9 protein-coding genes are annotated in these 12,761 nt (G+C 60.7%); all 9 read right to left on the bottom strand.

All coding sequences use genetic code 11. From position 1 onward, the window contains the following. Nucleotides 1-31 precede the first annotated feature (31 nt). From ACFQDI_RS22010 to ACFQDI_RS21970, 9 genes are read right to left on the bottom strand one after another with little or no spacing between them, the layout of a single operon-like run. The gene (locus tag ACFQDI_RS22010; protein WP_377170999.1) at nt 32-1,150 is read right to left on the bottom strand and encodes a lactonase family protein; all 1,119 of its coding nucleotides are present in this window, start codon (nt 1,148-1,150) and stop codon (nt 32-34) included. 25 nt (nt 1,151-1,175) lie between these two features. Beyond that, nucleotides 1,176-2,561, bottom strand: a complete 1,386-nt coding sequence (locus tag ACFQDI_RS22005; protein WP_377170997.1) for a DUF1501 domain-containing protein — start codon at nt 2,559-2,561, stop codon at nt 1,176-1,178. Between the two features lie 13 nt (nt 2,562-2,574). Continuing rightward, nucleotides 2,575-4,392 (bottom strand): DUF1549 and DUF1553 domain-containing protein, encoded by a 1,818-nt coding sequence (locus ACFQDI_RS22000; RefSeq protein ID WP_377170995.1) that lies wholly within the window; start codon nt 4,390-4,392, stop codon nt 2,575-2,577. A gap of 42 nt (nt 4,393-4,434) precedes the next feature. Beyond that, nucleotides 4,435-5,916 (bottom strand): DUF1501 domain-containing protein, encoded by a 1,482-nt coding sequence (locus ACFQDI_RS21995; RefSeq protein WP_377170993.1) that lies wholly within the window; start codon nt 5,914-5,916, stop codon nt 4,435-4,437. Between the two features lie 4 nt (nt 5,917-5,920). After that, nucleotides 5,921-7,258, bottom strand: a complete 1,338-nt coding sequence (locus ACFQDI_RS21990) for a DUF1501 domain-containing protein (protein WP_377170991.1) — start codon at nt 7,256-7,258, stop codon at nt 5,921-5,923. A gap of 57 nt (nt 7,259-7,315) precedes the next feature. Then, nucleotides 7,316-9,430, bottom strand: coding sequence for a PSD1 and planctomycete cytochrome C domain-containing protein (locus tag ACFQDI_RS21985; RefSeq protein ID WP_377170989.1), 2,115 nt, complete (start codon nt 9,428-9,430; stop codon nt 7,316-7,318). A 3-nt stretch (nt 9,431-9,433) separates the two neighbouring features. Further along, on the bottom strand, nt 9,434-10,471 hold the full coding sequence (locus ACFQDI_RS21980) for an alkaline phosphatase D family protein (RefSeq protein ID WP_377170988.1): 1,038 nt from the start codon (nt 10,469-10,471) through the stop codon (nt 9,434-9,436). Continuing rightward, nucleotides 10,468-11,475: a Gfo/Idh/MocA family protein gene (locus ACFQDI_RS21975; protein ID WP_377170986.1), complete on the bottom strand. Its 1,008-nt coding sequence runs from the start codon at nt 11,473-11,475 to the stop codon at nt 10,468-10,470. The genes ACFQDI_RS21980 and ACFQDI_RS21975 overlap by 4 nt, the downstream gene beginning before the upstream one ends. A gap of 37 nt (nt 11,476-11,512) precedes the next feature. Then, on the bottom strand, nt 11,513-12,757 hold the full coding sequence (locus ACFQDI_RS21970) for a hypothetical protein (RefSeq protein ID WP_377170984.1): 1,245 nt from the start codon (nt 12,755-12,757) through the stop codon (nt 11,513-11,515). Between the last annotated feature and the right edge of the window lie 4 nt (nt 12,758-12,761).

Here is a 12,761-nt window from a genome sequence, read left to right as displayed (position 1 = left end):
AGCTGCTCTGAGCACCTGCACGCACAAAACTTCACTTTGCCCAGCGAATGCAAGACGGCATGGGCATCGCGACAGGAGCGCCTGTCGCGGCGAGATTGCCATTTGCTGCATCAATCCTAAACACGACCACGGAATTTCCAGGCATGTTGGCGCAGAGGAGCCAGCGACCATCCGGGGTGATCAGCAGATTCTGCGGCCCTTTGCCGAGGCTGGGATCGATAGAAAGGAGTGTCAGCATGCCATTCTCTGCGATGCGGTAGGATGCGATGCTGTCGTGCCCTCTGTTGGTACCGTAGAGGAACTTGCCATCGGGGGTGATTTTCAAGTCCGCCGTATGGCTTTTGCCAGTGAATCCGGCAGGAAGCGTGGAGAGGGTCTGGCGCTCTGTGAGCATGCCGGAGTCGGCGGCGTAATCGAAACACGTCACCGTGTTTGCCAGCTCGTTGATCACATACACATGCCTGCCGTTGGGATGAAACGTGATGTGGCGCGGGCCGGATGCAGGCCTCATCTTCACGAAGGGCTGGGCATCGTTCGGCGTGAGTCTGGCCGCGGCCGCATCGAGCTGATAAATCAATATTTTGTCAATGCCCAGATCGGCAGCCAGGGCGAAGCGATTGTCTGGACTGATCACGATGCAGTGTGCATTCGGCCCCTTTTGGCGCACGGGATCGGCACCCGAGCCGCTGTGCTGCACAAACGAAACCGCCTCGCCTAGCGAACCATCCTCCTTTACCGGCAGCGAGGCCACACTTCCGGACGCATAGTTTGCCACCGCCACCGTCTTGCCTGTGGCATCGACATCGAGGTAGCACGAAGCAGTCCCTCGTGCAGAATGCTGATTCAGACGCTTCAACCGGCCATCTCGGCCATCCAGTGCATAGGCTGCCACAAACTCATCGTCCGCACCGCCAAAACTCTCGGCATTGATCGCATAGAGGAACCGTTGATCGGGCGAGACCGCGAGGAAGAACGGATTCTGAATGTCAGCCGTGCGATGCAGTGGCTGCAGGGTGCCCGTCGCTGAGTCAAAGCGAAACGAGTGAATGCCTGCCTTTTCTCCCGAAGCAAAGGCGGAGATGAAAACGAGAGGCTCCGCACCGGGAAGACCGCCGGAGCACATGCACAGCACCCCCGTAAGAAATGACATGAGATGACGCATAAAATAAAAAATCTCAGGCAAGAATGTCTGTGACCACATCGCCATACACGTCTGTCAGGCGGAAATCACGACCGGCGTAACGGTAGGTGAGCTGCTCATGGTCAAGGCCGAGCTGATGCAGAATGGTGGCATGCAGATCGTGAACGTGAACCTTTTTTTCGACGGCGTTCATGCCGAGTTCGTCCGAAGCTCCGTAGGCAAGGCCACCTTTGATGCCTCCACCGGCCAGCAATGTGCTGAAAGCGGTGTGGTGATGATCCCGACCGCGCTTCATCGGATCTGTCTTCTTGTTCTTGTCCTGGTTTTCCTGCGCGTAAGGAGTGCGGCCAAACTCGCCGGTCCAGACCACGAGGGTGTCATCCAGGAGGCCGCGCTGCTTCAGGTCGCTGATGAGAGCGGCGGAGGCGCGGTCACTGTCGGCGCAGAGTTCGGGGTGGCGCTTGTAATGGTCGCTGTGAGTGTCCCAGGGCTGGTTGTTGCTGCTGGTGTAATAGACACTGATGTAGCGCACGCCGGACTCTGCCAGCCGCCGTGCGAGCAGGCAGGAGCGGCCAAACGGGGTGTCACCATACAGCTCGCGCATTTTGGCAGGCTCACGGCTGATGTCGAAGGCATCGCTGGCGGCGCTTTGCATCCGATAGGCAGTTTCCATGGATTTGATCTGCGCATCAAGCGCCGAGTCATTGTCACGGCGTGAGGCATGGAGCCGGTTAAAGTGCTGGATGAGATCGATCTGCCGGCGCTGCTGCTTGGCGCTGAGCAGAGGGTTGCGCACGTTGGCAATAAGCTTGTCCACATTCATGTCTGACGTGATGACGCCGGTGGCCTGAAACTCGGCAGGCAGGAATGAATTGCTCCAAAGGGCCGGCCCCACCACGATGTTCGGCGTGGGCCGCAGCACGACGAAGCCCGGCAGGTTTTCATTTTCACTGCCCAGGCCGTACAATACCCACGAACCGAGTGATGGACGGATGGGCTGGATGTTGCCGGTGTTCATCATGAGCAGCGCGGGTTCATGATTCGGCACATCGGTGTGCATGGAGCGGATGACGCAGCAGTCATCGATGATGCTGCCAAGCCGGGGGAGACTCTCGCTCACCTCGATGCCGCTCTGACCGCAGCGGTGAAACTGGAGCGGCGATGACATGAAGCCGCTGGTGACGGGAGCCTTGTAGAGCTTGCCAGAAGGCTGCTGGCCTTCGTATTTTTTCAGCGCGGGCTTGGGATCAAAGGTGTCGATGTGCGAGGGCGCACCGTTCATGAACAGAAAGATCACCCGTTTTGCCTTGGGCGTGACCTGCTGCGGAACTGCGGCCTTGGCCTGCGCCCCCAGCATGCCGGCGAGACCGATCGCGCCGAAGCCGGCGGACAGGCGCTGCAGGGCTTCGCGGCGGTTCATCGGAGATCTGGCGTCAGTCCACATAAAGCATTTCGTTGGAGGCCAGCAGGGCCTGGGCCAGCTGCTCCCAGCCGGTCAGCGCGCTGTCTGACGGGGTTTCCCGCACAAAGGCCTGCGCGAGGGCGGCTTCCTCGGCCAGAGGTTCTCGGGCAAAGAGGAGGGCATAGATGCGGCGGATGCGTGAGCTGTCGTCCGCCGCACCTTGCAGAATGCGGGCGGCCAGCCGCTTTGCCTGCCCGATCATGAAGTCGCTGTTCATGAGAAACAGCTTCTGCGTGGGTGTGGTGCTGCTGGAGCGGCGTGCGGCGTGCACGTTGGCGTCCGGGTAATCGAAGAGCATGAGAGTCTTGTTCAGCTCACGACGGCTGACTTTCGTGTAAAGCGTGCGCTTGTGATGGTCCGCAGCGCTCAGGTCGATCGAGGCTCCGCCTGCGGGGTCGAGATCGCCGGAGACCGCGAGCACGGCATCGCGATACTGCTCGATGCTCAAACGGCGGCGCTCCATGCGCCAGACGTTTTCATTCGCCTGATCGAGCTGCGCATTGGCCTCACTGCCGAGGCTGCTCTGGCGATAGGTGGCGGAGAGCACAATCTCCCGCAGGAGCTTTTTGACCGACCAGCCGTTTTGCACGAAGCGGAGGGCAAGGTCATCCAGCAGCTCCGGATGGGTAGGCCTGTCTCCCGTGGAGCCAAAGTTGCTGGTGGTGCGTGCGAGCGGCTTTCCAAAGAGCATGTCCCACAAGCGGTTCACTATCACGCGTGCGGTGAGCGGATTGGCGGCATTTGCGATCTGCTGCGCCAGTTCACCGCGACCGCTGCCCTGCTTGAAATTCACCGGCCCGCTCTTGCTGAGCACCTGCAGATAACCACGAGGCACCTTGACGGGGCCGGGAGACTCCATGTCTCCACGGTCATAAACCGGCAGATCACGCGAAGACTCATCCCGCACGATGTGGAGCGTTCCAGCATCCATTTTTTCCGCATTTGTTTTGCCGTCCTCGTCCTTGCCATCGGGGCGCAGGTTCACCATCTGCACGCTGGCGAAGACACCGGCGAGCGCATAGTAGTCGCGCATGGTGATGGGGTCGAACTTGTGGTCATGGCAGCGTGCGCAGCCCACGGTGAGGCCGAGAAAGGTCTGTGACACGGCGTCCACCTTTTCAGCCCACTCCTCCGCCTGCACATCCAGCCGCGAGCGAGCATAGAGCTTGTGCCCCAGCCCTAGAAAGCCGAGAGCGGGCAGATCGGACTTGTTCTGCGGTTCGATCAAATCCACAGCGAGCTGCTTTTTGATGAACTCATCATAGGGCAGCCCGGAGTTGAACGCGGAAACGACCCAGTCGCGGTAGCGCCAGGCATTCGGATAGTTGAGCGTGGAGTTGTTGCCCACCTGATGCGCCTGGTCCTCGGCATAACGGGCGAGATTGAGCCACAGGCTTGCCATGCGCTCGCCAAAGGCGCGACGCCCGAGCAGACCATCCACCAGCCGTGCGTAAGCATCTGGCCGGGTGTCCGCCACAAACGCAGCCACCTCCTCAGGAGTCGGCGGCAGGCCGGTGAGGTCCAGAGTGACACGGCGGATCAGCGTGCGTGCATCTGCCGGAGCGGCCGGCGTGAGAGAACGCTTTTCCATCTGCGCGAGAATGAAGTGATCCACACGCTCGCGCGGCCAGGACGCGTCTTTCACCGCTGGCAGTGGCTGCACTTTGGGCGGAACGAATGACCAGTGCTGGCGTGCCGCGTTCCAATCAATCACAGCCGGAGCCGCCGCCTGCGCTGTGACGCAGAGCAGGAGCGAGAGAGTGAGGATGTGAGAGGACGCGTTAGGCACCCGTCTATTACGCAGGTATCCGGGTGTTTTTTCGGTCTCAAATCAGGCCAGAAGACCTTTCACGACTTTGGCGGGATTCACACCGGTGAGGCGGAAGTCGAGGCCCTGGAAGCGGTAGCTGAGCTTGTTGTGATCGAGCCCAAAGAGGTTGAGGATGGTGGCGTGGAAGTCGTGAATGGAGACGGGATCGCGCGCGACATGCCAGGCGAAGTCGTCTGTCTCGCCATAGACCTGACCGCCTTTGATGCCGCCGCCGGCCATCCATAGGCTGAAGGCGTAGGGATGGTGATCGCGGCCGGTGACCTTCTTGAAGCCCTTGCGGTTTTCGCCGAGGGCGGTGCGGCCGAATTCGCTGCCCCAGACGACGAGGGTGGAGTCGAGCAGGCCGCGCTGCTTGAGGTCTTTGAGAAGGGCGGCGATGGGCTGATCGACCATTTGGCAATTATGCGCGAGCTGGGGATCGAGCGAGCTGTGATGGTCCCAGGAGGCGTGGATGATGTTTACGAAGCGGACGCCGCGTTCCACCATGCGGCGGGCATTGAGGCAATGGCGTGAAAAGGTCTGGAAGTTGCCGATGCCGCCGAGGTTGCTCTTGATGGGAGGCTCGATGCGGTTCACGCCATAGGCATCGAGCGTGGCCTGGGATTCGCCTTTGAGATCGACCAGCTCCGGCGCGGCGCTCTGCATGCGGAAGGCGAGTTCGTAGCTGCTGATGCGCGCGGCGATCTCGGGGTCGCCAATGTGCTTGTGCTGAAGGCGGTTGAGATCGTTCAGCGCACGGATGCTGGCGGACTGCATCTGCGGCGTGATGCCGTCTGGGTTGTCCAAATTTAAAACAGGTGAGGCCCCATTACGGAACATCACACCAGAATACGAAGAAGGTAGGAAACCACTGGACCAGGTGGAGCTGCCGCCAGGAAGGCCGCGGCCTTTGCTGACCATGACGACGTAGGAAGGCAGGTCCTGCGAGAGATTGCCAAGGCCATAGGTGACCCACGAGCCGACACTGGGGCGGCCGAGGCGGGACTCGCCGCAGTTCAGCATGAGCTGGCCAGGGAGATGATTGAACTGGTTGGTGTGCATGGAGCGCACCAGGGCGATGTCGTCCGCGCAGGTGGCGATGTGAGGAAGCAGATCGCTGATTTCCATGCCGCACTGGCCGTGCTTTTTGAAAACACGGCTGGTGCCCATGACGGTGGCCGTGTCCTTTTGCAGGAAGGCAAACTTGGCATTTCCCACGATGGAGTCGGGCAGCGGCTGACCATCGTATCTGTTGAGCAGAGGCTTGGGATCGAAGAGATCCATCTGTGAGGGACCGCCCTCAAGAAAGATGAAGATGCAGCGCTCCGCCTTGGGTGCGAAGTGGGACATGCGCGTGGCCAGCGGATTGGCCGGGACGCTGGCCTCAGCCGCGAGGAGGCCATCCTGCTTCAACAACGAAGCGAGGGCGAGGGTGCCGAGGCCGCAGGAGCTGGTGGCGAGAAAATCGCGACGAGTCTGGGTGATGAGCTCCTGCGGGGACATGGGGTCAGGCCAGCTCTTTGATCGACTGAAACTCGTTATCGACGAGGTAGTGTGGGCGACCGGAGAAATCCGACACTGTGCTAGTGTGAGGATTGATGCCGAGATTGTTGTAGAGCGTGGCGAAGATCTCCTGGAAATGCACGGGACGATCCGAGGCCTCCGCGCCGAGCCGGTCCGTGGCACCAATGACCTGCCCATTCTGCATGCCGCCTCCGGCGAGGAGAGCACAGGAAACAGCGGGCCAGTGGTCGCGGCCGCCTTTGTCATTGACGCGCGGCGTGCGCCCAAACTCGCCCCAGGCGAGCACGGTCACATCCTTGTCCATGCCACGCTCATGCAGATCCTGCACGAGAGCGCTGATTGCCTGGTCGAAGTCGGGAAGATTTTCCTGGGCGTATTTGAAGTTCTGCCCGTGCCAGTCCCAGAAGCTGTAGCTGAGAGTGACCACGCGCACACCAGCCTCGACGAGACGGCGGGCGAGCAGGAACTGTTCATTGAGACGCGGCGCGGCATCGCCCTGGATTTTGGCGGTGCCTTTGCCGTAGCGTTCGCGGACCTTGGGGGACTCCTTGGAAAGATCGAGTGCATCCACAAGCTGGGAGGAGGTGAGGATGCCGTAGGCCTGCTGCCGGAAGACATCGATGCCAGCCATGGTGCCCGAGGCATCGGTCTCGCGGCGGAAGTTGTCGAAGGCGGAGAGCAGTCCGCGACGATCATCCAGGCGCTCGAGCGTGACGCCATTGAGGGACATGTCTTCTTTTCCGCGCTCCAGCGGCATGAAGGGCGCGTGAGCCACGCCAAGGAAACTCGGGCGCCCCTGATTGTAGGGCGTGTGCTTCATCTGCTGCGAAAGATTCACATAGCCGGGCACGGTGGGCGCGCCGCCTTTGAGCTTTGAAACCACGCTGCCGATCTCCGGCCAGCCGCCGGGTGGCGCGTTGTTGCTGAGGCGGCCGGTGACGCACTGAAAGCTTTCATGTCGGTCCTTGGCCCCCACCACACTGCGAATGAAGGTGAGCTTGTCGGCCATCTTTGCCATGCGCGGCAGGTGCTCGCTGATCTGGATGCCGCCAACATTGGTGGCGATGGGCTTGAAGGGACCGCGCACCTCCGATGGAGCGTCCATTTTCAGATCGTACATGTCCTGATGCGGCGGACCGCCGGGTAGATACACCAGGATGAGCGCCTTCTGTGATTTTCCACGCCCAAGCTCTGACTCTGCGCGCAGGAGTCCTGGCAGGCTCAGGCCACCCAGCCCAAGCCCGCCGACTCGGAGAAAGGAGCGACGGGAAAGACCATCGCAGCAGCGGCTGGAAGACTGACGGGAAAAGAGAGTGAGCATGGGGTCTATACGGCGGCAGGGCGAAAGGTTTTGCTACGACGATGCGAGGAATCGGGACTATTCGCGATTGATGAACTCATCGAGGTTCATGAGCACACGCGCGACCGCGACGAGAGTCGCCGCCTCCACCGGATCTGATGGCGCTGTGCCGCCAAGAATCTGCAGGGATGATGCACCGTCTTTTTTTACCGCAGCTTTTTGCTCGGTGTGAAAGTCGGTGAGGCGCTGGAACTCCTCAGGCCGGGGAGCGCGGTTGAGCGCGAGCTTAAAGAGGTGCCGCAGACGAGCTGCGGTATCTGGTGGAGATTCGGACAAGGCACGCAGGGCGAGAGCGCGTGCGGCCTCGACAAAGACGCCGTCATTCATCATCGTGAGGGCCTGCAGTGGGGTATTGCTGCGCTCGCGGCGCACGCAGGCGTCTGCAGCATCGGGCGAATCGAAGGTGGTGAGCGTGGGATAGAGCACACTGCGCAGAGTGATGATGTAGAGGCTGCGGCGGTAGATTTCGTCTCCCGGGCTGGCTTTCCAGTTGGAAGAACGGCCGACATCGAAGACGTCCTCCGGCAGCGGAGGGCGAAAGCTGGGGCCACCCAAGGTGGGCTTGAGCAAACCGCTGACAGCGAGGGCGGAGTCGCGCAGGATTTCGGCATCGAGGCGGATGCGGTTCTGGCGGGCGAGGAGGCAGTTGAGAGGATCGATTTCAACGATGTCCTCGCGGTGAGCGGAGGACTGACGGTAGGTGTGGCTCATGACGATGAGCTTGATGAGCTGCTTACGGCTCCAGCCCTTGCGCATGAACTCGGAGGCGAGCCAGTCTAGGAGCTCTGGATGCGAAGGAGATTCGCCAGCAGTGCCGAAGTCATCGGGCGTGCGGACGAGGCCGAAGCCGAAGAGCTTGCTCCAGATGTGATTGACCGCCACGCGACTGGTGAGCGGATGCTGCGGCGAGACAAGCCAGCGTGCAAGATCGAGACGCGTGGGCTCGGGCTGCAGCGGCTTTTTCATGGAAGGGAGCGCTGAAAGGCTGGCGGGAATGACATCCGGCCCACGGCGTGTGTAGTCTCCGGCCATGTGGACGTAGGTCTGGCGGCGGTCTTTGGTGACTTCCGCGAGAGTCTGCGCCTTGGTCCCGGCCTCATCGCGGTCCTCGGTGTTGTCAAAGAAGGCGTAGAAGCTGTAGTAGTCGCGGATGGTGATGGGGTCGTATTTGTGGGTGTGGCACTGGGCGCAGCCCACGGTGAGGCCCATCCAGACGCGGCCGGTGGTATTGACGCGATCGACGAGGTTTTGGTAGCGCGCCTCTTCCTTGTCCACACCTGCCTCGGTATTCAGCGCAGCATTGCGATGAAAGCCGGTGGCTCTGAGCTGGTCCAGAGTGGGGCTGGGCAGAAGATCACCAGCGAGCTGCTCAATGGTGAATTGATCGAATGGCAGATCGGCATTGAAGGCACGAATGACCCAGTCGCGATAGAGGTAGGCACTGGGGCGAAGGCCGTCGCCAAGAAATCCATTGGAGTCAGCGTAGCGGGCCATGTCGAGCCAGTGGCGGGCCCAGCGCTCTCCGAAGGCGGGAGATGCGAGAAGGCGGTCCACGACCTGCTCGTAGGTTTTGTCAGACCAATGAGTGAGAACCGAGAGGTCTGAGGGAGCTGGCGGCAGGCCGGTGAGATCGAGATAAACGCGGTGCAGCAGCGTGATGGGCGAGGCAGCGGGCGCAGGCTGGAGGCCGTGCGCGCTTAGCCGGGCTTCGATGAAAGCGTCGATGGGATTGGTGCCGCTGGAGGCTGGAACCTGCGGGCGCTTGATGGGCTCGAACGCCCAGTGGTTCTGGTATTCGGCGCCCGCGGCAATCCAGCGACGGATGAGATCACGTTCCACCTGGGTGAGCTGCTTGGGCGACGAGGGGGGCGGCATCACGTCCGAAGGATCAGTGTGGGTGATGCGCTTCCACAGTTCGCTCGCCTCAGGCTTGCCGGGCCGGATGGCAGATTTCACGGCCTCGGCCCGCACGTCCAAGCGGAGGTCGGCTTCGCGCTTGTCTTCATCGGGGCCGTGGCACGCGTAGCATTTGGAGGCCAGGATGGGGCGGATGTCGCGGTTGAATTCCACGCGCGCCTCCGCGGCGAGAACGCTGCTGGAGGCTGCAAGCACGAATGGAATGACGAGGCGCATTCGCTAGGTCACTTTGAGATCTTTGAAAGCCAGCGTCTGCTCTATTTTGGCGTCACCTTCGGTGCCGAATATTTTTGCCGTGAGCGTGGCGGCGGACCAGTCGATGTGAAGCTGGCCGACATTGGGAAGATGATAAGTCTTGGAGACGCAGCGGAACTTGTTCGGTGTGGGAGAGCCGCGCGGGTGCTTCTGCGTCATGGAACTGGAGGTGAAGTCATAAACGCCGTTATGTGAGAACTCGCACCAGTGGCGGTCGCCGCTCAGGATGACTGAGGTCTGCCCCTGCAGGAGCTTCAGCAGCCGCTGCTGCTCGTGAGGCATGTTGGCCCAGCATTCGCCTCCATGGGCCTCCGGGGCAAACTGGATGCTGGACACGATGATACGGAGATCGGCGGGCTGCTGGAGGATCTGCGCGAGCCAGCTCCACTGTGCGGCACCGAGCATGGTCGTGGAGGTGTCGTCCGTGGGCACGTAGGAACCGCCGAGCATGGCCTTGTCCTTCGGCACCTTTTTGAGGGGACTGCGGAAATAACGCGTGTCTAGGAGGACCACCTGCACACGTTTCCCGGCAGGGCCAAAAGTCTGGGCCTGATAAACTCCCTCCTGCTGACGACGTGGCGAAGATGCGGGCTCATCCAACCAGTTCCAGAACTCCACCTGGGCCTCCTTTTTATGCGGATAGCTGCCACCGCCGTCGTTTTCGCCAAAGTCGTGATCGTCCCAGGTGGCGAGGATGGGCTTGTTTTTGAGGCCTTTGAAAAAGCGGCTGTTTTTGAGCAGCGTGTACTTTTCCTGCATCATGGGGATGCCGCCTTTGTCGGCATAGACATTGTCTCCCATGAAGATGAAAAGATCGCGCGGCAGGGTCAGCGTGCGATCGAGCATGGGGTGATCGTGCGTGTCCAGACAGGAGCCAAAGACGATGTCCTGCAAGGGGGCTTCATCGGCCGCGTGGGCGGCGATCAATCCGATGGCGGGAAGACCCGCCAGAAAGCGGCGGCGGCTGTTGATGCCGGAGAGCGGAGTGTGGGAAGAATTCATGGCACCAGTTTCGCAGCCTCCTCCTTCGCCTTTGCCAGCACCTCCGCCAGTGCCACGGGTTTGCCGCCCTGGCGCAGGCTCTCATCCGCAGCCTCCATGAAGGTGAAGATTTCGATCGTCTCGGCCTCGCTCACTGGAGGCTCGCCGGTGCGGAAGAATTTGCCGATCTGGCGGCACAGTGCCTCGTAGCTGATCGTTTTGGCTCCCTGACGCACGCCCTTGCTGCCATAGACTATGGCACCGAATTCAGACTTTCCACGCACGATGCCACGGTAGGTGCCGATGCGGCCGTCTTTCCACATGCCGGTGACTTGATCGGTGACAGGTCCTTTGCTTCGGGAAACCGTTTCACAGCCGGTGCCCATGAGAGTGAAGAGCGACTCGATTCCATGGATGGCGTAGAAGAAAAGATCCGGCGTGCCGCTTTGGTAGGAGCATGGCCCCCATGTGGTGACGCCCAGGATGTCGCCAATTTCCTCGTTCCCTTTCAGAGCGAGAAGATCCGCACCAAAGCGTGACGATGAGCTCGACCAGGTCTTCACCTTGTGTTTCTTCGCAAGCTCAAAGAGTGCGATAGTCTCCGGGAGAGTGCCTGCGAGGGGCTTGTCGATATAGACGAGCTTGCCGGATTTAAAGACCTCCCGCGCCTCCTTCAGATGGATGCGGCCATCGACGCTCTCAATGAGCACGACGTCCACCTTTTCGAGCAGCTTTGGAATGGAGTCCACGATCTCCACCCCCATGCCGCGCACCTGCTCGGTGAATTTGGCCACGCGGTCCTTGCTGGCGGGCATGTCGGTGCCGCCGGGATAGCCTGCCACCACCTTGATGCCAGCGAGATCGCCATCGGCCTTGGGGTTGTTGAAGAGCTTGGTGAACGCCGGCACGTGCGAGGTATCGAGGCCGATGATGCCAGCCCGAAGAGGCTTGAGTGTGTCTTGCGAAAATGCGGAGTCTGCGGTGCAGACAAGGAATGCGATGGCGATAAAGAGAGCGTGTTTCATCGGGAGTGAATCTTACGTCGTGGAGGCCCGGGGTTGATCAGGTGAGAAGCCCCTGAATGTCGATGAGGTGAAGCTGGCGGCCTTTGCCCTCCTGCGGAGCGTCGATGCAGACCCAGCGCTCATCGCGACTGGAGCGGGGGTGATTGTCCACGCGCCATTCACCGGTGTATTCGCGAGGAGAGTGAAATTCACCGAGGTCGATGCGCTTGTTTGTGGCGATGTGGTAGAGGTGCGGGGTCTGGATGCGGCGAACGCCTTTAGGATAGGTGTCGTTCAGGATCCACTCGTTGTTGTGGAGGTAAGTGAGGTGGCCTCCGCTGTCGAGCACGCCATGGCCGATCTCCGAGACGATGCCGCTATCTTTATCTTCAAAGAGGAAGTCGCCCCAGTCCTTGTTGCCGAGCCAGTCCTTGGCCTGGGAGAGAATGTGGGTGGCATCCCGCCAGATGAAGTGGGAGGCGTAGCCATTCGGAATGACGATGCGGAGATCGCTGCCATCCATGTTTGCCGTGATCAAGCGTGTCAGATGCCCCCCCTTGGGCTGAGTCCAGCGGTGAAGCATAATGAAGCGTTTGCCATCCGGCCCCACAAGAAGGTGGTAGGCATGGTGCTTGGAGTCAGGGTGGTTTTCCATCACTGTGCCAGTCTTGGCAAGAGTCTCGTGAGAGACGATCAGCTTGGGTGCGCCGGTTTCGAGATTCACATGCGTGACGCCGCTGCCTGCGGGGGCCATCTGGTCAAAGAATCGATCTTTGATGCCTGCGTAGCCGTAGCCGGGGCGGCAGTCTGCCACACGGGCAAAGTCACAGCTCACAGCCTCTTTGCCATTGGGAGCCAGCGAGTAGATAGGACTGGGCAGCGTGTGCTTTTCGCCGGTTTTGACATCGAGAATGTGGCTCACAAATTGATCCTTCTCGCGGTCGTTCCAGATGACCTTGAATTCGTTGCCCGGAATCCACTGCAGCATGCAGCCCTGCTGCCAGCACCAGGCGCGGCTCTTGCCGAGGGGAATCCATTTGTCGTTGTCCTGGAGATCGACCATGCCGACTTCGATCTCATCATCGGCGGTAGGGGAGCGATGTTCGAAGCTGACTTTGTTGCTGAGCACAAAGCGGTTGTCCGGGGAGAACTGGAGCTTGTCGTAATAGCCGAACCAGTGGAAGCCGGGGCCTTGGGTGATGACGCGTGTTGGCGGATACTTTGGAGCCTCCTGCCCACGTGCGGCCAGGGAGCCCAAGGCAAGTGTGGAAAGGAAATGACGGCGGGTGGCGGGAGAAGTCATGATT

Source organism: Prosthecobacter fluviatilis, assembly GCF_042655725.1.
Taxonomy (GTDB): domain Bacteria; phylum Verrucomicrobiota; class Verrucomicrobiia; order Verrucomicrobiales; family Verrucomicrobiaceae; genus Prosthecobacter; species Prosthecobacter fluviatilis.
This window is presented reverse-complemented; position numbering and strand designations above follow the sequence as displayed.